This is a genomic window from Cellulomonas sp. Leaf334 (assembly GCF_001424195.1).
Classification (GTDB): domain Bacteria; phylum Actinomycetota; class Actinomycetes; order Actinomycetales; family Cellulomonadaceae; genus Cellulomonas.
On the sequence record NZ_LMOO01000007.1, the window covers coordinates 25,755 to 46,423 of the forward strand.

Here is a 20,669-nt window from a genome sequence, read left to right on the forward strand (position 1 = left end):
TCGTCGTCCGTCAGGGCACCCAGCCCAGCGCTCCGGGATGACGCACCGACTCGGTCGCCCGGGCGATGCCGTCCGCGAGCGCCGTCAGGACGTCGTGGCCCGCCGCGAGCGAGGCTGCCGTCGCACCGTGCAGCACGTCCCCCGCGCCCAGGGTGTCGACGATGTCGGCGGCGGGGACGGCCGGCGGCTGGAGCACCGACGGACGACGCTCCTGCGGTCCGACGACGAGGATGCGGACCGGCCCGCCGCCCGCCGACTGCGCGACGAACCGCGGCCCCAGGTCGGCAACGCGGTCGAGCAGGTCGCCGGTGCCGTCGCCGAGCCGGAAGTCCGCGGACAGCACGGCGTGGTCGACGTGAGCGAGCAGTCCGTCCAGTCCCGGTTTCCAGCTGCCGCCGTCGAGGAGCACCGGGATGCCTCGGGTGCGAGCCTCGGCGGCGAGCACCGTCGCGGCCCCGAGGTGGTGGCCGTCGACGAGGAGCGCCGACGCCCCCGCGTGCACGCCGAGGGCGCGTGCTCGGGCGCTCAGGTCCGGCATCGCCGCTGCATTGACCGAGACGACCGCACGCTCCCCGGTCCCCCGCGTCACCAGCACCGTCGAGACGGCCGGGGTTCCCGGTCCGTCGAGCAGGTCCACGACCTGCACGCCCGCGGCCGTGAGTCCCGCGCGGACGAGGTCCGCGACCGGTCCGGTCCCGAGCGCGGTGACGAGAACTGTGCGGACCCCGAGCGCGGCTGCCGTCGCGGCGGCGTTCGCCGCCGGGCCGCCGAAGGTGACGTCCAGGCTCCGGGCGACGATCTTCTCGTCGGCCGCGGGCAGCCGGTCGACCACCTGCACGACGTCGAGCGTCGCCAGGCCGCAGCAGACGAGCAGCGCCGTCATCCGACGCGGGCGGGCTGCGCGGACGAGCGGTCCACCAGCGCGAACGTCGCGACCCCGAGCACGAGGGCGGCCACGAGGACGGCGGGCCAGGCACCGATCACCCCGCCGAGCGGGTGCGAGAGGGCGAAGCACACGGCACCGACGAGCACGACCGCCGCGACCCGCCACCGGCCCGCGGACCGTGCCCGCACGACGCACCACACCACGCCCGCGACCAGCACGACGCCGCCCAGCGGCCGCACCCCGGTGAGGTCGGCGACGGCGAACCCGACCACCAGGGTGAGCGCAGCGATGACGGCGGTGGGGACGCGTGACATGTGGACAACCGTAGGACGCGGACGCCGGTGCGACGGGCCGTGCCCGCGCAATACGGTTGTCCCATGCCCACCTCGCCGATCGATGCCACGTCCACCGCCGCCTGGCAGGAGCTCAGCGTCCACGAGTCGACGCTCACGCCCGACCTGCGCGGCTGGTTCGCCGACGACCCCGAGCGCGCGACGCGCCTGACCCTCCCGCTCGCGGACCTCACGGTCGACCTGTCGAAGAACCTGGTCACCGACGAGACGCTCGGGCTGCTGGTCCGGCTCGCCGACGAGGTCGGTCTGGCGGACCGCGTGCAGGCGCAGCTGCGCGGCGACCACATCAACGTCACCGAGGACCGTGCGGTCCTGCACACCGCCCTGCGTCGGCCGGCGGGCGCGCAGCCGCCGCTCGTCGTCGACGGGCAGGACATCGACACCGACGTGCAGGCCGAGCTGGCGAAGATGTATGCGTTCGCTGAGAAGGTGCGCTCGGGCGCGTGGACCGGTGTCACGGGCGCGCGCGTCGCGACGGTCGTCAACATCGGCATCGGCGGCTCCGACCTCGGTCCGGTCATGGCCTACGAGGCGCTCAAGCCGTACGTGCAGGACGGCCTCGAGGTGCGGTTCGTCTCCAACATCGACCCCAGCGACCTCGCGGAGACGGTCAAGGGCCTCGACCCGGCGACGACGCTGTTCATCGTCGCGTCGAAGACGTTCGGCACCCTGGAGACGCTGACCAACGCGCGCCTGGCCCGGACGTGGCTCTGGGAGCAGCTGGGCACCGCCGACGACGACGAGTCGCGCAACGCCGCCGTCGCCAAGCACTTCGTCGCCGTCTCCACCGCCCTGGACAAGGTCGCGGCGTTCGGCATCGACCCGACCAACGCGTTCGGGTTCTGGGACTGGGTCGGCGGGCGCTACTCCGTCGACTCGACGATCGGGACGTCGCTGGCCATCGCCGTCGGCCCCGACGCGTTCGGCGAGTTCCTCGCCGGGTTCCACGCCGTCGACCAGCACGTCGCGACGACGCCGTTCGCGCAGAACGTGCCCGTCCTCATGGGTCTGCTGAACGTCTGGTACGTCAACTTCCTCGGCGCGCACACCCACGCCGTGCTCCCGTACGCGCAGTACCTGCACCGGTTCGCGGCGTACCTGCAGCAGCTGACCATGGAGTCCAACGGCAAGTCGGTCCGCTGGGACGGCACTCCGGTGACCACGCAGACCGGCGAGGTGTTCTGGGGCGAGCCCGGGACGAACGGCCAGCACGCGTTCTACCAGCTCATCCACCAGGGCACGCGCCTCATCCCCGCCGACTTCATCGCGGTCGCCAACCCGGCGCACCCGCTGGCCGACGACGGCGTCGACGTGCACGGCCTGTTCCTGGCCAACTTCTTCGCGCAGACCAAGGCGCTCGCGTTCGGCAAGACCGCCGACGAGGTGCGCGCCGAGGGGACCGCCGAGGACATCGTCCCGGCCCGCGTGTTCTCCGGGAACCGCCCGACCACGTCGATCCTCGCCGCGTCCCTGACGCCGAGCGTGCTCGGGCAGCTCATCGCGCTGTACGAGCACATCACCTTCGTGCAGGGCGTCGTGTGGGGCATCGACTCGTTCGACCAGTGGGGCGTGGAGCTGGGCAAGAAGCTCGCGCTCGAGATCGCCCCGGCGGTCCAGGGCGACGCCGCGGCGCTCGCGGCCCAGGACCCGTCGACCCGCGCCCTGATCAGCCGCTACCTGGAACTGCGCGCCTGATGCGACCAACCCGACGACCTCGTCGCGCGAGGTCGTCGGGTTGTCGTCCTACCAGCAGCTGATCGTCGACGCGCTCGGGCTCCCTGTGCCCTGGAAGCCGAACTCGGTGTAGCCGCTCGCCGGGATCGACCCGTTCCACGGCGCGGCCGCGAACGTCGTCGAGGTCCCCGAGGTCGTCGGCACCGAGCTCCACGCGTTGGCCACGGTGCCGTTCGGCAGGTTCACCGTGACCCGCCAGCTCGTGATCGCCACGTACCGGGTGGCCACGCGGACGTTCGCGACGAACCCGCCCGGCCACTGGCTGGCGACGGTGAGGGTGGCCGTGCAGCCGCCCGCCGGCGGCATCGTGAACGTCGGGCTCGGCGACGGCGAGACGGTGGGCGTGGGCGTCGCGGTGGGTGTCGGCGTGGGTGTCGGCGTCGGCGTCGTGGTGGCCGTCGGCGTCGGGGTCGTCCCGCTCAGGGCCGCCGCGAGCGCCGGGTACCACCGGTCGGCGAGCTTGACGATGCCGGTCTCGTTCGGGTGCACGCCGTCGGAGGTGTCGGTCGCGGGGTTCCAGCCGGTCCACTGGTCGACGACCGTGATCGGGGACGCCGAGGTGCTCAGCCCGGCGGCCCACGCCGGGATCGCCGCGTTCAGGTTGACCGTCCGCTGCGGGCAGTCGGAGCAGCTCGACGGCGCCACCGGGATGATCTGCGCGACGAGGATCTTCATGGCCGGGTTGCTCGCCCGCATCTGCTGCACGAGCGTCGTCCAGGCGCCGAGGATCTCCTGCGGTGACTTGTTGCTCCACACGTCGTTGGTGGCGAAGTGCATGACGACGATGTCCGGGTCCGTCGCCGAGAGCCAGCCGACCAGCTGGTTCTGCGCCGCGACGTTGGTGACCAGGTAGCCGCCGTGGCCCTCGTTGTCACCGTCGTAGGTCACGCCGCAGCCCTGCGCGGGGAGGGTACCGACCATGTCGATGTTCGTGTAGCCGGTCTGCTGGAGCTTCTGCCACAGCAACGCCCGCCAGCAGCCGGGGTTCCCCGTGATCGAGTCGCCGAGCGTCATGATCCGCACCGGGTCGGCGGCGGCTGTCGGGCCGGCCAGCCCCACGGCTCCGGTCACGAGCAGCGCCAGGGCCGCGAGCGCGCCGGCCAGTCGGCGCACGAGCTTGGTCGTCATGGATCCTCCGTCCGCATCCGCCGACGGCCACGATGCCCCGGCGGGGCGGGCACACGCCCGCCACGGTGCAGCGTGCTGGCCGTCCGGCCGACGGTCAGCGGCGCGAATCGTTTCGCCGCGGAAGCGGTTCGACAGATCGGGACCGCGATCGCACGCGTGAGAGGCTCGGACGATGGGCGAGGTGACGCGGGCGCGCGTGGACGCGTGGACGTGGGCGGTGCGGCTGTTCCCCACCCGGTCCGCCGCCGCGGCCGCGTGCCGCGCCGGCCACGTGCGCGTCAACGGCGACCGCGCCAAGCCCGCGACGATGGTGGTCCCCGGCGACGAGGTGCACGTCCGCGGTGGCGAGCGCGAGCGGATCGTCGTCGTGCAGCGCACGGTCGTGAAGCGTGTCGGCGCGCCCGTCGCGGTGGCCTGCTACCTGGACCGCTCCCCCGCGCCGCTGCCCAAGGAGCACGTGGTCCCGGGCGAGCGTGACCGCGGCGCGGGCCGCCCGACGAAGCGCGACCGCCGTCTGATCCAGCGCCTCAAGGGCCGCTGACCCGGACGTCGGTTCGCGCGTCATGACGACCGGATCCGCGGACGTCGCCGGTGGGGAGGTCACGGGGACGGTGTGAGCCCCAGCCGGGCCGCGAGCGCGATCGAGTCGTACGGTGCGCGCACCTTGAGGTCGTTGTCGAAGTAGACGAACACGTCGCGCTCGGGTGCCGGCTCCGCGGCACCGGCCAGGGTGCGGGCGCCCACGGGTTCGCCACCGGACGCCCAGGCGCGGACCTTCGTCGCCCACCGGTCCAGCGCGTCGTCGTCGTAGCCGCTGGCGTACAGCTCGGTCTCGCCGTGCAGGCGCACGTAGACCAGGTCGGCCGTCACGTCCTCGATCACGGGCCACCGTCCGGCGGCGTCGGCGACGACGAGCCCGATGCCGTGCGCACGCAGGAGCTCGACGAAGGCGGGGTCCTCGAAGCTCGCGTGCCGGACCTCCAGCACGTGGCGCATGGGGCGGTCGGCGTCCGTGGTGGTCCACGCCCGGTCGTCGAGGCGCTCGTCGTGCTCGGCTGCCAGCCGGGCAGCCTCGGCCGTGGTGCGCGGCAGGAGGTCGAAGAAGGTGGCGAGCCTGTCGGGGTGGAACCCGAGGTTCGGCGGGAGCTGCCACAGGACGGGACCCAGCTTCGGGCCGAGCGCGAGCACGCCGCTGGCGAAGAAGTTGGCGACCGGCACCCGGACGTCGGCGAGCTTCTTCAGGTGCGTGACGAAGCGCGGACCCTTGACCGAGAACACGAAGTCGTCGGGCGTCTCAGCCACCCACGACAGGTAGTTCTCGGGCTTCTGCAGCGCGTAGAACGAGCCGTTGATCTCGATCGACGTGAGCTGCCGCGACGCGAACTCGAGCTCCCGGCGCTGCGGCAGCCCCGCGGGGTAGAACACCGAGCGCCACGGTGCGTAGCGCCAGCCGGAGATCCCCGTGCGGATGGTCATGGGCCCAGTGTGTCGGCGGTCCGGCGCATAGTGGTGGGCGTGACCACCGTGCCGACCGACGAGCAGGCGGGTCGCACGTCCGTCTACCGTCCGCGCGACCGGGTCGACGTCCGGCTGACGCTCGGTCCGCTGCGGCGCGGGGGCGGCGACCCGGCCTGGTGGTTCGCGCCCGACGGGGCGATCTGGCAGGCGACGCTGACCGCGGACGGTCCCGCCACCCGCCACCTCGTCGTCCGGGCCGACGGGATCCATGCCACCGCGTGGGGTCCGGGCGCGGAGCGTGCGCTGGCCGACGTGCCCGACCTGCTGGGCGCGCGCGACGACCCGAGCGGGTTCGACGCGTCGCTGCACCCGGTGGTCCGGGAGGCGTACCGGGGCCGGACCTCGTTGCGGATCCCCCGGTCGGGCAACGTGTTCGAGGCGCTCGTCCCGGCGGTCCTGGAGCAGAAGGTGGTCGGTCTGGACGCGAAGGCCGCGTGGCGACGGCTCGTGCTGCAGCACGGCACCCCGGCCCCCGGTCCGGCTCCGCGCACGATGCGGGTCCCCCCCAGCGCCGCGGCCTGGCGGGAGGTCCCGGTGTGGGACTGGCGCCGGGCGGGCGTCGAGGAGGCTCGGGCGGGCGCTGTGCTGCGTGCCGCCGTCGTGGCGCCCCGGCTCCAGGAGGGCGCGGACCTGCCGATCGAGGAGGCGCGACGACGCCTGCTCACCGTGCGGGGCATCGGGCCGTGGACCGTCGCAGAGATCGCGTCGCGCGCGCTGGGCGACGCCGACGCGGTCTCCGTCGGCGACTACCACCTGGCGCACCTCGTCGGCTGGGCACTGACCGGCAGCCGCACCGACGACGCGGGGATGCTGCGCCTCCTGGAGCCGTGGGCGGGACACCGCCAGCGCGTCATCCGGCTCATCGAGCTCACCCAGACCACCCGCGCACCCCGGTTCGGGCCCCGCATGCCGCGCGCACGACCGCTGCACTAGAAAACTGCTCGTCGGATCGTGTCGATCCGCCCCCCGCAGGATCGTCCATCTGATGAAGGCACGACCACCACCTGGAGGACCCATGCGTTTCCTGCTGCTGATCTGCGACGACCCGACCGCCGAGACGTACCGCCCCGAGGACGACACCATCGCCGAGTGGGTGGGTGAGAACGACCGTCGCCACCTCAGCGTCATCGGCGACAGGCTGCGGCCCGCTCAGGACGCTCGCACGGTCCGCGTGCGCTCGGGGCAGCTGCTGGTCACCGACGGACCGTTCGCGGAGACGCAGGAGTCCATCGCCGGGTTCGACGTGCTGGAGTGCGCGAACCTCGACGAGGCGCTGGAACGGGCGGCGGCGCACCCGATGGCCCGCTTCGGCCGCGTCGAGGTCCGGCCGTTCTGGCCGCTGGAGCTGTGACACCCGTCTCCTGACAGCGAAAAACGTCGACCCGTCCGGGCCGCACCGCACAGACTGTGCACACCGCCGCGCCGATCTCCACCGGCAGCGCCACACACTTCCCTCCCACACCCGAGGTAGCTCCGTGACCGACGAGACCCTGACCACGAACCATCCACCCGCGGAGAGCGGGACCGGCGTCCGCGACCGTCTCGCCGTCCGGCTGCTGCTGATCTCGACGTTCGTCGTCATCCTCAACGAGACGATCATGGGCGTCGCGCTCCCCCGCCTGATGAGCGACCTGGACATCCCGGCGAGCACCGCCCAGTGGGTGACCACCGCGTTCATGCTGACGATGGCGATCGTCATCCCCGTGACCGGCTTCGTGATCCAGCGGTTCACCACGCGCGCCGTGTTCCTGGCGGCGATGACCCTGTTCAGCCTCGGTACCGCGATCTGTGCGCTGGCGCCCGGGTTCGACGCGCTCATCGTCGGCCGCGTCGTGCAGGCGTGCGGTACGGCGATCATGCTCCCGCTGCTCATGACGACCGTCATGACGGTGACCCCGCCGGAGAGCCGCGGCCGCACGATGGGCAACATCTCCATCGTCATCTCGGTCGCCCCGGCGCTCGGCCCGACCATCTCGGGGCTCGTGCTCAGCGTGCTCGACTGGCGCTGGCTCTTCGCGCTGGTCCTGCCCATCGCGATCAGCGCCCTGGCGCTCGGCGCGGTCCGGCTGCCGAACCTGACCGAGACCCGGCGCGCCCGCGTCGACATCGGCTCGGTCATCCTGTCGGCGGTCGCGTTCGGCGGGATCGTCTACGGGCTCAGCGGCCTCGGGGCCGTGGCGACGACGGGCATCACGACGTCCACCTGGGTGTCGCTCGGTGCCGGTGCGGTCGCGCTCGTGGTCTTCGTGCTGCGCCAGCTGCAGCTGCAGAAGATCGACGACGCCCTGCTGGACCTGCGCACGTTCTCGTCGTCCACGTTCACGATCTCGGTGGGCGTGATGGCGATCAGCATGATGTCTTTGTTCGGGACCCTGATCCTGGTGCCCCTGTACGCGCAGACGGTGCTGGGCCTCGAGGCGCTGCAGACCGGTCTGCTCCTGCTGCCCGGCGGGCTGCTCATGGGTCTGCTGGCCCCGAGCGTCGGGCGGGCCTACGACCGGTTCGGTCCGCGTCCGCTGCTGGTCCCCGGCGCCATCATCGTGAGCGCCAGCGCGTGGGGCTTCACGCTCCTGGGTGCGACGAGCTCGCCGTGGCTCATGCTCGCGTGCCACGTGACGCTCAGCGCGGGGCTGGCCCTGATGTTCACGCCGCTGTTCACCTCGGCGCTGGGCTCGTTGCCGATGCACCTGTACTCGCACGGCAGCGCGATGGTCGGCACGGTCCAGCAGGTGGCGGGTGCGGCCGGGACGGCGCTGTTCGTCACCGTGCTCACCGCGCAGAGCGCCACGCTGGCGGCCGCAGGCTCCGGGGTGGTCGACGCGACCGCGGGCGGAATCCACGCGGCGTTCCTGGTGGGAGCGGTGATCTCGCTCGCCGCGATCCCCGCCGCGTTCTTCGTCAGGGCCGCTCCGTCCGCGCACGGCGCACCGGTCGACGAGGCGGCGCCGGCCCTGGCGCACTGACTACGCTGGGGTCCTCGGTGGAACCACACCGGGGACCCCAGCACAGCACTCCTGGAGGACGACCCATGAGCTACCCGGTGATCGAGCGTCGCGAGGACGACGGGTCGGGCACGCCCGGTCGCATGCTCAGCGTCGTCTTCCCCGCCATCCTGTTCCTGCTGGGCCTCGCCCTGTTCACGGTGGCGTTCAACGTCGGCGACTGGGGCCCGTGGGCCTTCTCCGGCGGCATCATCGCCATCTCGCTGTCCTTCGCGATCCCGACGACGATCCTCCCGGCGCTCGAGGACCGCGCCTGACGGGTCAGCTCGCCGATCGGCGCCACCGGTAGCTGCCACGACGGCGCCGGCGGACCGGCTCCGGGGCCGGTGGCGGCTCGGCTGCTCGACGCCGGGCGTGCCACTCGCGCACCTCGCCCTCGACGTCCCGCAGCGGTGTGACCACCGGCGGCCCGCCCAGGAGCTGCCGGCGGGCGGACACGATCCGCGCGTTGAACTCCTCGACCGCGGCCTGCACGTCGTCCTGCGTGTGCAGCGCGTCCAGCCGCTCCGCCAGGACGGCGTCGTCCTTGCGCAGCTGGATCGCCTCGGGCAGGACCCCCGAGATCTGCTCCCGCTCGATGAGCGCCTTGAGCCACCAGTCCGGGTCGTGCCGCGTGATACCGGGGATCGGCTTGCCCGCCAGAGGCAGGTCGTCGAACTCGCCGCGGGCGATCGCCTGGTCGATCACGACGTCGACCCACTGGTGCCGGTTCTCCATCCGGCCACGCGGCATCGCGGCCGGCTCGTTCTCGGCGTGCTCACCCGCTGAGTCGCGCTCCACGCGGTACCGGGCCGCGTCGCGCACCGGGTCGTGCTCGGGCATCGTCGTCACCTCCGGGGCTCTCGCCACCAAACTACGACGACGGCTCGGCCCACGTCAGCGTGGCAGCCGCAGCTCGGCCCGCAGGCCTCCGAGGTCCGCGGTCCCGAGCACGACGTCGCCGCCCTGCTCGCGGGCGATCTCGCGGGCGATCGCGAGGCCCAGCCCGCTCCCACCCTCGTCCCGCTGACGTGCCTCGTCGAGCCGCACGAACCGCTCGAACACCCGGTCTCGGTCCGCCGGGTCGAGACCGGCCCCGTCGTCGTCGACCCGCACCGACCCGTCGCCGACGGTGACCGCGACCCGGGAGCCCGCGTGCCGGACGGCGTTGTCGACGAGGTTGCGCAGCACCCGGCCGACCGCGGCCGCGTCCCCGGTGGCCCGCCCGGAGCCGGTGACGGTCACGGGCTCCGTCGGCCGCACCACGTCACGCGCGACCGCCCCGAGGTCGAGCTCCTCGTGCGCCATCGGCGTCGACCCCACCCGCGCGAGCAGCAGCAGGTCGTCCACGAGCGCCTGCATCCGCAGCACCTCGCCCTCGAGCTCCGCCGCGAGCTCGTCCGTGCGGTAGGACTGCGGGTGCGCCCGCGCGACCTCGACGCTGGTCCGCAGCGCGGCGAGCGGGGAACGCAGCTCGTGGGCGGCGTCGGCGACGAACGCGCGCTGCCGTGCGGCACCGGCCTCCAGCCGGTCGAGCATCGAGTTCAGCGTGCGCGCCAGAGCACCGAGCTCGTCCTCACGCGCCGGCACCGGCAACGACCCCGGACCGCCCGACGACGCGACGAGCGCCGCACCCCGACGCAGCTCCTCGACGGGTCGCAGCGCCCGACCGAGGATCAGCCAGACGCCGAGCCCCAGCGCGACCGTGAGCAGCGGCACGACGACCGCGAGCGCGACCCGGAGCGCGTCGAGCACTCCCTGCACCTCGGTCAGCGGCACGGTCGCGACGACCGTCGCCGGCACGCCCTGGAACGTGGTGCTCTGCACGGCGACGCGGGCGGTGTCGTCGTACGCACTGCGGTCCGTCGTCGAGACGCCGCTCAAAGCAGCCAGCACGTCCTGCGGCAGCACCGGCAGCGTCCTGCTCGCGTTCGGGGAGGTGGCGAGCACGGCACCGTCGCCGTCGATGAGCTGCACGATCTCCCCGGGTTCGGCGACCGGCAGCGTCTCGGGCAGACGGTCGTCGGACGCCAGCGCGGACACCGTCGCGGCACGGTCGCGGACCACCTGGTCGAGGGCGTCGATGCGGGTGCTGCGCAGGACGGTGGTCAGCGCGATCGCGCCGACGACGAGCGCGACGCACAGCGCACCCGACGCCAGCAGCGAGAGACGCAGTCGCAGCGACATGCCGCTCATGGCTAGCTCGCCACGCGGTACCCGGCGCCGCGGACGGTCTCGACGGACTCCCGGCCGAGCTTGCGACGCAGGTAGCCGACGTACACCTCGACCACGTTGACGTCCTCGCCGGTGCCGTCCCAGACGTGGTCGCGCAGCTCGACCTTGCCGACGACACGGTCGGCGTGGTGCATCAGGTACTCGAGCAGGGCGAGCTCGCGGGTGGTCAGCGCGATGGTCTCGCCGGACCGGGTCACGCGTCGGGTCGCGGGGTCGAGGACGAGGTCCCCCGCGGTCAGCACCGGAGGCCGCACCTGGCCCTGCCGGCGCAGGAGGGCGCGCAACCGGGAGACCAGCACGACGAACGCGAACGGCTTGGTCAGGTAGTCGTCCGCCCCGACGTCGAGCCCGTCGGCGACGTCGTACTCGCCGTCCTTGGCGCTGAGCATGAGGACCGGTGTCCACACGTCCTGGGCGCGCAGCTCGGTGACCACGTCGTACCCGTTGCGGCGCGGCAGCATGACGTCGAGCACGATGACGTCGTAGGTGCCCTGCGCGGCGAGCTCGAGCCCACGCACGCCGTCGAACGCGACGTCGACCGCGAAGCCCTCGGCGGTCAGCCCGCGGTGCAGGGCGCGCACGAGCCCGCGCTCGTCGTCGACCACCAGGACCCGCATGTCCTGAGCATCCCATCCGGTGCCCGCGCCGACGTCCCGATGCTCTCAGGATGCCCTCAGCAGGCATGACGCACAGTGGAGCCATGACCGAGTCCCGTCGCCCTGCCGCTTCTCCCACCCGCCGCGCCCTGTCATCCCCCCGCACCCGCTGGGCCGTCCCCGTCGTCGCCGCCGTGGCCGTGGGTCTGGCATTCGCCGCTCCCCCGCTGTTCGCGTCGGCCGACGACGCCGGCCTGCCGACCATCAGCCCCGAGGAGCTCGCCGCGCAGGTGGCGAGCGCCGAACCGTCGCCGCTGTCCGGCACGGTCGTCTACACCGCGCGCCTCGGGCTGCCGGAGCTCCCCTTCGGTGACGTCGGGGGCGCCAACCCGGTCGCCCTCCTCGGTGGGTCGTCGACGATGCGGGTCTGGTCCGACGGTGGCGACCGGTCCCGCGTCGCCCTCCTGGGTGCCACGTCGGAGTTCTCCGTCGTGCAGGACGGTCCGGAGGCGTGGACGTACTCGAGCACCGACGACGCGGTCGTGCACTACAGCCTGGACGCGGCCGACGCCGCCCGGTACGACGAGCTGACCGCGCAGGCGGAGGCGGGCGACCTGCCCGTGCAGGGTGACCTGCCGACGCCGGAGGAGGCCGGTCGCCAGGCGGTCGGGATGGCTCGGCTCTCCTCGACGGTGACCCTCGACGCGCAGACGGAGGTCGCCGGCCGGCCCGCCTACCAGCTGGTGGTCACGCCGACGAGCGACACGACCCTTGTCGGGAGGATCGTGGTCGCCGTGGACGCCGAGACCTCGACCCCGCTGCGCGTGCAGGTCTGGGCCGCGTCGGACACGAAGACGCCCGCCCTGGAGATCGGCTTCACCGACGTGTCGTTCGCGACGCCGGCCGACTCGGTCCTCGCGTTCTCGGCACCCGCCGGGGCGTCGACCCGCGAGGTCGTCGTGCCGTTGCCGGACGTTCCGGAGGATGCTGCGGCGACAGCCTCGGACGGCTCCGCCAAGGATCTGCCGGAGGGCGTCACCGTCACCGGGACCGGCTGGGACGCCGTCGTGGAGGCCTCGGGGCTCGACGTGGCGGCCCTGGTCGCCGGTGACCCGTCGGCCGCGGCGAGCCTGCCCGGTGTCGACAAGACGTTCGGCTCGCAGGGTGCTGCGGACCTCTACTCGGAGTTCGTCCCGGAGGAGGGCTCGGGCTCACCGATGGGTGACCTCGACACCACCGCGCTCTACGACACGCTGACCACCGAGGTCCCCGAGGGACGGTTGCTGTCCTCCGCGCTGCTCTCGGTGCTGGTCACCGACGACGGCCGCGTGCTGGTCGGCGCGGTGCCGGGTGCCACGCTCCAGGCCCTGGCGGCCCGGTGACGGATCCGACGACGGGAGCCGCACCCTCGGGTGCGGCTCCGGTCGCGTCCCTCGCCATCGCGACCGACGGCCTCACCAAGCGGTTCCGCTCGGGGCAGGTCGCGGTCGCCGGCATCGACCTGCACGTCCCGCGCGGAGCCGTGTACGGGTTCATCGGGCCCAACGGCTCGGGCAAGACGACGACCATCCGCATGCTGCTCGGTCTGGTGCGGCCGACGAGCGGGCGCGCGTTCCTGCTCGGCGGGGAGATGCCGGGTGCGGGCGCGGACGTGCTGCCGCGCGTCGGCGCGCTCGTCGAGGGTCCGGCCTTCCACCCGTACCTGACGGGCTCGGCCAACCTCGCGCGGCTCGACGCCAGCGACGCGACGGCCGACCCGCGCACCGCCCGGCGGCGCGCCGACGAGGCGCTCGACCGCGTCGGGCTGGGCGCCGCGGCCGGCAAGCCGTACCGGCAGTACTCGCTCGGCATGAAGCAGCGGCTCGGGCTGGCCGCGGCGCTGCTGCGGCCACGCGAGCTGCTGGTGCTCGACGAGCCGACCAACGGCCTCGACCCGCAGGGCACCCGGGAGGTCCGCAACCTGGTCCGGGAGCTCGCCGAGAACGGCACCACGGTGCTCGTCTCGTCGCACCTGCTGGCCGAGATCGAGCAGGTGTGCAGCCACGTCGGGATCATGAGCGGCGGCCACCTGCTGCTCCAGGGCGACCGCGCCGAGCTCGTCGCCCGCGGCCTGCCCCGGCTGTCCGTGCAGACGTCCCCCGAGCACGTCGGCGCCGCGGCGGAGGTGCTCACCGGTCTGGGTCTCACCGACCTCCAGACCACCGGAGCAGGCGTGTCCGCGCTCCTCGGCGCCGTGCCGCCCGAGAAGGTGTCGGCAGCGCTCGTGCACGCGGGCGTCGACCTGCTGGGGCTCGAGGTGCGGCGGCCCAACCTGGAGCAGATCTTCGTCGAGCTGACCGGGGAGGGCTTCGATGTCGCTCGTTGAGACCGCGACGCCGGTGGCCAGGCCGCTGCGAGGGTCCCTGCTCCGTCTCGTCCGCTCCGAGCTGCGCCTCGTCCTCGGTCGGCGCCGCAACCTCGTCCTCCTGCTCGGGCTCGCACTGGTCCCCCTGCTGCTGGGGACCGTGCTGTTCCTCTCCCAGGACACCGCGCTCGACGGCCAGGGACCGGGGTTCGTCGGGCGGGTCACCGGCAACGGGCTGTTCCTCGTCGTCGCGTCCCTGTTCCTGTGCCTGCCGTTCCTGCTGCCGCTGACCATCGGCATCGCATCCGGTGACGCCATCGCCGGCGAGGCATCCGCCGGGACCCTGCGGTACCTGCTGACCGTGCCCGTCGCGCGGGGTCGGCTGCTCGCGGTCAAGGCCGTCGGCGCCCTGACGTTCGCGGCCGCGGCCGTGGCGGCGATCGCGATCGTGGGGATCGTGGCCGGGGCGGCGTTCTTCGGCCTGCGCGGCATCACGCTGCTGTCGGGGACCACCGTGCCTCTCGGCGACGGCATCCTGCGCATCGCCGCGGTCGTCGTCTACGTCGGGCTGTCCATGACCGGGCTCGTCGCGGTCGGGCTGTTCTTCTCGACGCTCACCGAGGTGCCCGTCGGCGCGATGGCCGCCACCGTCGTCACCGCGATCGTCTGCGGCGTCCTCGACCAGCTCCCGCAGCTGGCCACGATCGCGCCCGCCCTGCTGACCCACCACTGGCTCGACTTCGCGGAGTTCCTCCGCCTCGAACCCGACTGGGGCGTGCTCGGACAGGGACTCGCACTGCAGGCGGCATGGGTGGCGATCTTCGGCGCCCTGGCGTGGAGCCGCTTCACGACGGCCGACGTGTCGAGCTGACCTCCACCTGTCCGCGGCACCGCCCCTGACCCGACCGGCGAACGAGCCCTGAGTGCTGTCACGACGCCTCGACACGTCACTCAGGGCTGGTTCGTCGGCGACGTCGTGCGTCCGCTCAGGGCAGAAGGGTCGCGGCCTCGTGGAGCGGGCATCGCGGGCTAGCGTGGCGAGGAGCACCACAGGACCCCGGAGGACGCGATGACGCCGCACCTGACGCACCTCGAGCACCGCTCCGAGCCCTTGCTGCGGCGGCTCGTCGGCTCGATCCTGCGCGAGCAGCGCGAGCGCCAGCGGCGGACCCTGCGTGACGTCGCCGAGGACGCTCGGGTGTCCGTCGCGTACCTGTCCGAGGTCGAGCGGGGCCGCAAGGAGGCGTCGTCGGAGGTGCTCGCCGCGGTCTGCCGGGCGCTCGGGCTGCGGCTCGTCGACCTCGTCGGCACCGCGCACGCGCAGCTCGCGCTCGCCGAGGGCCGCGTCGTGGTGGACCTGACGGCGCCGGCTGCGGGTCCCGAGCTCGCGACCGTCACGACGCTCACCCCCCGCGACACCGGCGCCGCCGTCCTGCTCGCCGCCTGACCTCCTACTCGATGGCTTTGAGGGTGGTCACCACCCGGTCGGCGAGCCCGTAGTCGACCGCCTGCTGCGCGGTGAGGATGAGGTCGCGCTCGGTGTCGGTGCGCAGCTTGGCCAGCGGCTGGCCGGTGTGACGGTGCAGGATCTCGTCGACCTGCTCGCGCAGCCGGGCGATCTCGCGCGCCTGGATCTCCAGGTCGGCCGCGGTGCCCTCTCCCCCGCCCGACGGCTGGTGCAGCAGCACGCGCGCGTGCTCCAGGACGTGCCGGTTGCCGGGCGCGCCGGCGGCCAGGAGCACCGCGGCTGCGGACGCGGCCTGCCCGAGGCAGAACGTCGCCACCGTCGGCTTGATGTACTGGATGGTGTCGTACACGGCCAGGAGCGCGGTGATCGAGCCTCCCGGCGAGTTGATGTACAGGTGGATCGGCGAGTCCTGGCTCTCCGACTGCAGGTGCAGCAGCTGTGCGATGACGACGTTGGCGACGCCGTCGTCGATCTCGGTGCCCAGGAAGATGATCCGGTCGGTGAGCAGGCGCGAGTAGACGTCGGACGCGCGCTCGCCCGTCGGGCGCTGCTCGATGACCACCGGGATCGTGTACTGGCCGGCCATCACAGACCCGCCCGTCGCAGCGACGCGTCCGGCCGCACGTCGTCAAGGTGCTCGACGACCCGGTCGATGAACCCGTACGCGAGCGCCTCCTCGGCGGTGAACCAGGCGTCCCGGTCGGCGTCCCGCTCGATGGTCTCGACCGACTGACCCGTGTGCTCCGCCGTGAGCGACTGCATGGTCCGCTTCACGTGCGCCATGTTCTGGGCCTGGATCGCGATGTCGATCGCGGTCCCCCCGATCCCTCCGGACGGCTGGTGCATGAGCACGCGCGAGTGCCGCAGGGCGAACCGCTTGCCGGGGGTGCCGGCGCTGAGCAGGAACTGGGCGGCGCTCGCGGCCAGTCCCATCGCGAGGGTCGCGACGTCGTTCGGGATGAGCCGCATCGTGTCGTACATCGCGAGCGCCGCACTCACGGAGCCTCCTGGGGAGTTGATGTAGAGCGCGATGTCCCGCCGGGGGTCCTCCGCGGAGAGCAGCAGCAGCTGTGCGCAGACACGGTTGGCGATGGTGTCGTCGACCTCCTGGCCGAGCACCACGATGCGCTGGTGCAGGAGGCGGGTGGACAGGTCGTCGTCGAAGGGTCGGACTGCGGGTGGTGCGGTGCTCATGGGGGCCTCCGTGGGTCGCTGGTCCCTCGACCGTCACACGCGCCGACCGTGCGCGACCCCCGGGTCTGCCGTCGGCGGATCTGCCGACGGCAGACGCATACTTGCCAGACTGGAAAGTTCGACCTATGCTTTCCACTATGGAAAGTAACGATCCACGCGCAGAGCTGGACATGGCCGACGAGGCACGCCGACGACTGGCGTCCGGGCTACGACTGCCCGTCGGCTTCTACCCGGCGCTCGCCACGGGGATCGCGGTCCAGGTCGGCGCCGCCGCCTACGGGATCGCCGCGCAGGCGACCACGGGCGTCGCCGTCGCGCTGGCCGGTGTCGCGGTCTTCCTGGGCGTCGCGGCGCTCCTCCTGCACCGGTTCAGCCGGGTCAACGGCGTCCGGGTCGACGGTCTGGCCAGCCAGGTCGTCCTCGCGGCCGGCGCACGCGCCTCGGTCGTCTACCTCGGTGCGCTCGCCGTGGCGATCGTCGCCGCGTTCGGCTCCCGGTGGTGGCTGGTCGCGGTGGCGGCGGTGGCGGCAGGAGTCGGCTGCGCACTCGGCGCCCGCCACTGGTGGCACGCCTACCGGCACGACCCCGCCGCCCACGCGCGCGGCACCTCCCCCCGGATGCTCGGGCTGCTCGCCGTGGTCGCGTGCCTGGGGTGCGCGGCGCTGCTGGTCGTCGGCCGATGACCGGGCTGGACCCGCTGATCCACGCACCCACGCGGCTGCAGCTCGTCACGACGCTGTCCGCGGTGTCGGAAGCGGAGTTCGCGACGTTGCGGACGGCACTCGACGTCAGCGACTCGGTGCTGTCCAAGCACGTCTCGGCGCTGGTCGAGGCCGGCTACCTGCACAGCCGCAAGGGCGTCCACGCCGGACGACGGACCACCTGGGTCGGGCTGACACCGGTCGGGCGCAAGGCGCTGCACGAGCACGTCGCCGCGGTGCGGCGGTTGATCGACGCGGTGGAGTGACGACCAGCCGTACTCTCGATCCCGTGACCGACCACGCGCCGATCCCGCTGCGGGAGCTGCGCTCGGACTGCTCGCGCTGCGCGGGACTGTGCTGCGTCGCGCACTCGTTCCAGCGCTCGTCGGACTTCGCGTACGACAAGCCCGCCGGCACGCCGTGCCGCAACCTGCAGGACGACTTCCGGTGCGCCATCCACCCCGACCTGCGCACCAGCGGGTTCACCGGCTGCACGGTCTACGAGTGCTTCGGCGCGGGCCAGTTCGTCACGCAGCAGCTCTTCGACGGCCGCACGTGGCGGGACGACCCCGCGATCGCCGCCGACATGTTCGCGGTCTTCGGCACCATGCGTGGGCTGCACGAGCTGCTCTGGTACCTGACCGAGGCGCTGTCGATCGACGCCGCGGCACCGCTGCACGACGAGGTCGCCCGCCTTCGGTCGGAGGTGGCGGACCTGCGGGACGCCGGTGCGGGACCGGACGCCCAGGCCAGGGTCGGTGACCTGCTCGGACGTGTGAGCACGCTCGCGCGGGACGGCCTGCACGGTCGGCAGGCGCGCGGCGCCGACCTCACGGGTGCCGGACTCCGGCGTGCCGACCTGCACGGCGCCGACCTGCGCGGCGCGCTCCTCATCGGCGCGGACCTGCGCGGCGCCGATCTGCGGCTGGCTGACCTCCTCGGCGCGGACCTGCGCGGTGCCCGGCTGGACGGGGCCGACCTCACCGGCTCGCTCTTCGTCACACTGCCGCAGGTCGCCGCAGCGCGCGGCGACCGGACCACGCGCCTCCCCGCCGGTCTGGACGCACCCGCGCACTGGTAGCTCGTCCCGGACCCGATGTCGAGATCGAGGGGACGGCTCCGACCACCTCACGACGGACGCCGGGCAGTGGGCCCGCGTCGAGCACCCCGGAGGCACCGAGATGACCATCAGCCCGTTCCTGTGGTTCGACGACCAGGCCGAGCAGGCCGCGCAGCGCTACGTCGAGATCTTCCCGAACTCGAGCATCCTCTCGGTCGCCCGGTACCCCGAGGGTTCCCCCCAGGCCGGGACCGCGCTGACGGTGAGCTTCGTGCTCGACGGCCAGGAGGTCCAGGCCCTCAACGGCGGGCCGGCGTTCCCGTTCACCGAGGCGTTCTCCTTCGCCGTCTCGGTCCCCGACCAGGCGGAGTGCGACCGCGTGTGGGACGCCCTGATCGCCGACGGCGGCGAGCCCGGCCGGTGCGGCTGGCTCAAGGATCGCTGGGGTCTGTCCTGGCAGGTCGTCCCGACGGCCCTGCCGGAGCTGCTGAACGACCCCGACCCGGGCCGCGCCGGCCGCGCGATGAACGCCATGCTGACGATGGACAAGATCGACGTGGCCGCCCTGCACGCGGCGGCGGACGCACGCGCCTAGCTGCCCAGCTCGGCCAGGCGCGGGACGGCGGGGGCGACCGCGTCCTTCACCCAGGCGGTCAGGCTGGTGTCCGCCGGGGTGAGGATGACGGACTCCACGCCGAGGGCGTCGTAGGCCCGCATCTCCTCGACGAACCCGTCGACGTCCCCGGCGAGCAGCCGCTCGCCGCGGGACAGCATGGTCACGCGGATCTCGGCGGGGTCGCGGCCGACGTCGGCGCAGTGGCCGCGCAGGACATCGAGCTTGTGCGCGACCTCGTCGGGCGTGGACGTGAACAGGTTGCACGCGTCCCCGTACTGCGCGACCAGGCGCAGGGTCTTGCGCTCGCCGGAGCCGCCGATGAGGATCTCGGGGCGCGTCAGCGGCTGCGGCGAGCACAGGGTCTGGGCCAGCTGGTAGTGCGTGCCGTCGTAGGGGCCGTCGTCGGCCGGGTCCCACATCTGCCGGCAGATCTGGAGGGTCTCCTCGAGACGCTCGAACCGCTCGGAGAGCGGCGGGTAGGGCACGCCCATCGCGCGGTGCTCCTCCTCGTACCACGCGGCCCCGATGCCGAGCGTGGCCCGGCCCCCGGAGAGCACGTCGAGGGTGGCGTGGATCTTCGCGAGCAGGCCCGGGTGCCGGTAGGTCACGCCCGTGACGAGAACGCCCAGCTGCACCTCAGACGTCACGCCCGCCAGGTAGCCGAGCGTCGTGTACGCCTCGAGCATCGGGTCGTCGGCAGGGAACCCGGCGGCGATCATCTGGAAGTAGTGGTCCATGACCGACACCCAGGCGACGCCGGAGTCCTCCGCGGCGCGGGTCGCGTCGGCCAGCTCCTGGCGCAGGGCGCCGGGCTCGACGGAGTCGAAACGGTAGAGGTGGACGCCAACGCGCACGAGGAGCTCCTTCGACGGGGTTGCTCGTCACCCTGCCGGTTCGAGCGCGCTCGAAGTCAAGCGACCCAGTCGGACCCGACGAGCAGGACCACGTCGACCGCCGCGACCGCGATGGCGAACAGGAATGGCAGCCGGTGCCGCCCTCCGCCCAGGGCGAGCACCGTCCCGGCGATCGTCAGCCCGACCGCGCCGACGAGCGCCGCCGCTGCCACCGCCCTCGGCGGGCCGGGTGGGGCCAGGACGACCAGCACCGTCGCGCCGACGAGCGCGAGCGCGGTGCCGATGCTCGTCGCGGTCCCGCCCACCCGGTGCGGGAGCCCGCGGACGCCGGTCGCCCGGTCGTCCTGGAGGTCGGGCACCACGTTCGCCCCGTGCGCGCCGATCCCGAGCAGGGCGCCCGCCGCCATCGCCCACCAGGTGGCGACCGGCGACCCCGGCAGAGCCAGGGCGATCCCCAGCGGCAGGAACCCGAACGAGAACGCGTAGGGCGCCCAGGACCAGACCGTGCTCTTGAGGCGGACGTTGTAGGCCCAGGCCGACGCGACGGTCGCGAGGTGCACGAGTCCGGGGCGCCAGCCGAGCGCCAGGGAGAGCACCACGCACGCCGTGGCCGCGCTCAGCGCCGCCGTCCGGACCGTCGCGACCGTGAGCCGCCCGGCGCCGACGGGCTTGTCCGTGCGACCGACGGCGGCGTCCCGGTCCGCGTCGATCCAGTCGTTGGACCAGCCGACGGAGAGCTGGCCGGCCAGGACCGCGGCACCGATCAGCGCCGTCGTGCCGACGGGAGCGTCGGTCCCCGCAGCCATGGCGATCGCGAACACGGTCACCGCGGCGGCGGGCGCCGGATGGCAGGCGAGCGCGAGGTCGACGACGCGCGACCCACCGGCACGTTCGCCCACCCACCCACCTCCGTCTCGACGGGCCATCGTCGCAGGTCGGGGTGAAGGTTCGGTACGACGGCCCGGACACGTGCCGGACGTGCGGTCGCGTGGCACGATGCC

The 20,669-nt window shown here is 73.3% G+C and carries 25 protein-coding genes; 14 read left to right on the forward strand and 11 right to left on the reverse strand.

Going from position 1 to position 20,669, the window contains the following annotated elements:
- Positions 1-10: 10 nt before the first annotated feature.
- Positions 11-883: a PfkB family carbohydrate kinase gene (locus tag ASF78_RS16500; protein ID WP_056591912.1), complete on the reverse strand. Its 873-nt coding sequence runs from the start codon at positions 881-883 to the stop codon at positions 11-13.
- Complete coding sequence (locus tag ASF78_RS16505; RefSeq protein WP_056591914.1) at positions 880-1,200, reverse strand: hypothetical protein; 321 nt, start codon at positions 1,198-1,200, stop codon at positions 880-882. Before ASF78_RS16505 ends, ASF78_RS16500 begins: the two co-directional genes overlap by 4 nt.
- A 63-nt stretch (positions 1,201-1,263) precedes the next feature.
- Between ASF78_RS16505 and pgi the strand changes: the two genes are divergently transcribed.
- Positions 1,264-2,934, forward strand: a complete 1,671-nt coding sequence (gene pgi, locus ASF78_RS16510; protein WP_056591917.1) for a glucose-6-phosphate isomerase — start codon at positions 1,264-1,266, stop codon at positions 2,932-2,934.
- Between the two features lie 48 nt (positions 2,935-2,982).
- Here pgi and ASF78_RS16515 read toward each other — a convergent pair whose 3' ends face one another.
- Positions 2,983-4,101 carry a GDSL-type esterase/lipase family protein gene (locus ASF78_RS16515; protein ID WP_056591920.1) on the reverse strand — a complete coding sequence of 373 codons (1,119 nt, stop codon included), beginning with the start codon at positions 4,099-4,101 and terminating at the stop codon, positions 2,983-2,985.
- 172 nt (positions 4,102-4,273) lie between these two features.
- Here ASF78_RS16515 and ASF78_RS16520 point away from each other — a divergent pair, with 172 nt between their 5' ends.
- Entirely contained in the window at positions 4,274-4,642 is a 369-nt protein-coding gene (locus ASF78_RS16520) for an RNA-binding S4 domain-containing protein (RefSeq protein WP_056591923.1), read from the forward strand.
- A gap of 59 nt (positions 4,643-4,701) precedes the next feature.
- Here the strand turns inward: ASF78_RS16520 and ASF78_RS16525 are convergent, their stop codons facing one another.
- Positions 4,702-5,577: a DUF72 domain-containing protein gene (locus tag ASF78_RS16525; protein WP_056591926.1), complete on the reverse strand. Its 876-nt coding sequence runs from the start codon at positions 5,575-5,577 to the stop codon at positions 4,702-4,704.
- 39 nt (positions 5,578-5,616) lie between these two features.
- Between ASF78_RS16525 and ASF78_RS16530 the strand changes: the two genes are divergently transcribed.
- The 4 genes from ASF78_RS16530 to ASF78_RS16545 all read left to right on the forward strand — a co-directional run bounded on the left by ASF78_RS16530 (position 5,617) and on the right by ASF78_RS16545 (position 8,878).
- Positions 5,617-6,552, forward strand: coding sequence for a DNA-3-methyladenine glycosylase (locus ASF78_RS16530; protein ID WP_056592761.1), 936 nt, complete (start codon positions 5,617-5,619; stop codon positions 6,550-6,552).
- 82 nt (positions 6,553-6,634) lie between these two features.
- A complete protein-coding gene (locus ASF78_RS16535) occupies positions 6,635-6,970 on the forward strand; it encodes a YciI family protein (protein ID WP_056591929.1) in 336 nt (111 codons plus the stop codon).
- A 124-nt stretch (positions 6,971-7,094) separates the two neighbouring features.
- Positions 7,095-8,582: an MDR family MFS transporter gene (locus ASF78_RS16540; protein WP_082495145.1), complete on the forward strand. Its 1,488-nt coding sequence runs from the start codon at positions 7,095-7,097 to the stop codon at positions 8,580-8,582.
- Between the two features lie 65 nt (positions 8,583-8,647).
- Complete coding sequence (locus ASF78_RS16545) at positions 8,648-8,878, forward strand: hypothetical protein (protein ID WP_056591932.1); 231 nt, start codon at positions 8,648-8,650, stop codon at positions 8,876-8,878.
- 4 nt (positions 8,879-8,882) lie between these two features.
- Here ASF78_RS16545 and ASF78_RS16550 read toward each other — a convergent pair whose 3' ends face one another.
- From ASF78_RS16550 to ASF78_RS16560, 3 genes are read right to left on the reverse strand one after another with little or no spacing between them, the layout of a single operon-like run.
- Positions 8,883-9,443 (reverse strand): DUF1992 domain-containing protein, encoded by a 561-nt coding sequence (locus ASF78_RS16550; RefSeq protein WP_056592769.1) that lies wholly within the window; start codon positions 9,441-9,443, stop codon positions 8,883-8,885.
- A 54-nt stretch (positions 9,444-9,497) separates the two neighbouring features.
- Entirely contained in the window at positions 9,498-10,796 is a 1,299-nt protein-coding gene (locus tag ASF78_RS16555; RefSeq protein ID WP_056591934.1) for an ATP-binding protein, read from the reverse strand.
- A 2-nt stretch (positions 10,797-10,798) separates the two neighbouring features.
- The gene (locus ASF78_RS16560; RefSeq protein ID WP_056591937.1) at positions 10,799-11,452 is read right to left on the reverse strand and encodes a response regulator transcription factor; all 654 of its coding nucleotides are present in this window, start codon (positions 11,450-11,452) and stop codon (positions 10,799-10,801) included.
- A gap of 83 nt (positions 11,453-11,535) precedes the next feature.
- On the opposite strand from ASF78_RS16560, the gene ASF78_RS16565 reads away from it, so the two are divergent.
- The 4 genes from ASF78_RS16565 to ASF78_RS16580 all read left to right on the forward strand — a co-directional run bounded on the left by ASF78_RS16565 (position 11,536) and on the right by ASF78_RS16580 (position 15,222).
- Positions 11,536-12,813 (forward strand): hypothetical protein, encoded by a 1,278-nt coding sequence (locus ASF78_RS16565; protein WP_056591941.1) that lies wholly within the window; start codon positions 11,536-11,538, stop codon positions 12,811-12,813.
- Entirely contained in the window at positions 12,810-13,796 is a 987-nt protein-coding gene (locus ASF78_RS16570; RefSeq protein WP_056591945.1) for an ABC transporter ATP-binding protein, read from the forward strand. Before ASF78_RS16565 ends, ASF78_RS16570 begins: the two co-directional genes overlap by 4 nt.
- Complete coding sequence (locus ASF78_RS16575; protein ID WP_056591949.1) at positions 13,783-14,646, forward strand: ABC transporter permease; 864 nt, start codon at positions 13,783-13,785, stop codon at positions 14,644-14,646. Before ASF78_RS16570 ends, ASF78_RS16575 begins: the two co-directional genes overlap by 14 nt.
- 198 nt (positions 14,647-14,844) lie before the next feature.
- The gene (locus ASF78_RS16580; RefSeq protein ID WP_082495147.1) at positions 14,845-15,222 is read left to right on the forward strand and encodes a helix-turn-helix domain-containing protein; all 378 of its coding nucleotides are present in this window, start codon (positions 14,845-14,847) and stop codon (positions 15,220-15,222) included.
- 4 nt (positions 15,223-15,226) lie between these two features.
- Here ASF78_RS16580 and ASF78_RS16585 read toward each other — a convergent pair whose 3' ends face one another.
- Together ASF78_RS16585 and ASF78_RS16590 are read right to left on the reverse strand one after the other, a co-directional pair.
- Positions 15,227-15,829, reverse strand: a complete 603-nt coding sequence (locus tag ASF78_RS16585; RefSeq protein ID WP_056592771.1) for a ClpP family protease — start codon at positions 15,827-15,829, stop codon at positions 15,227-15,229.
- Complete coding sequence (locus ASF78_RS16590) at positions 15,829-16,437, reverse strand: ClpP family protease (RefSeq protein WP_056591953.1); 609 nt, start codon at positions 16,435-16,437, stop codon at positions 15,829-15,831. The genes ASF78_RS16585 and ASF78_RS16590 overlap by 1 nt, the downstream gene beginning before the upstream one ends.
- Positions 16,438-16,574: 137 nt before the next feature.
- On the opposite strand from ASF78_RS16590, the gene ASF78_RS16595 reads away from it, so the two are divergent.
- The 4 genes from ASF78_RS16595 to ASF78_RS16610 all read left to right on the forward strand — a co-directional run bounded on the left by ASF78_RS16595 (position 16,575) and on the right by ASF78_RS16610 (position 18,793).
- Entirely contained in the window at positions 16,575-17,120 is a 546-nt protein-coding gene (locus tag ASF78_RS16595) for a hypothetical protein (RefSeq protein ID WP_156374201.1), read from the forward strand.
- A complete protein-coding gene (locus ASF78_RS16600; protein WP_056591955.1) occupies positions 17,117-17,404 on the forward strand; it encodes a transcriptional regulator in 288 nt (95 codons plus the stop codon). Before ASF78_RS16595 ends, ASF78_RS16600 begins: the two co-directional genes overlap by 4 nt.
- Positions 17,405-17,427: 23 nt before the next feature.
- Positions 17,428-18,219 carry a pentapeptide repeat-containing protein gene (locus ASF78_RS16605; protein WP_056591958.1) on the forward strand — a complete coding sequence of 264 codons (792 nt, stop codon included), beginning with the start codon at positions 17,428-17,430 and terminating at the stop codon, positions 18,217-18,219.
- Between the two features lie 100 nt (positions 18,220-18,319).
- Positions 18,320-18,793 carry a VOC family protein gene (locus ASF78_RS16610; protein ID WP_056591959.1) on the forward strand — a complete coding sequence of 158 codons (474 nt, stop codon included), beginning with the start codon at positions 18,320-18,322 and terminating at the stop codon, positions 18,791-18,793.
- Here the strand turns inward: ASF78_RS16610 and ASF78_RS16615 are convergent.
- Together ASF78_RS16615 and ASF78_RS16620 are read right to left on the reverse strand one after the other, a co-directional pair.
- Positions 18,790-19,668, reverse strand: coding sequence for an LLM class F420-dependent oxidoreductase (locus ASF78_RS16615; protein WP_056591962.1), 879 nt, complete (start codon positions 19,666-19,668; stop codon positions 18,790-18,792). The two genes, ASF78_RS16610 and ASF78_RS16615, sit on opposite strands and share 4 nt — an antisense overlap.
- A 56-nt stretch (positions 19,669-19,724) precedes the next feature.
- Entirely contained in the window at positions 19,725-20,567 is an 843-nt protein-coding gene (locus ASF78_RS16620) for a UbiA family prenyltransferase (RefSeq protein ID WP_235518661.1), read from the reverse strand.
- Positions 20,568-20,669: the final 102 nt, after the last annotated feature.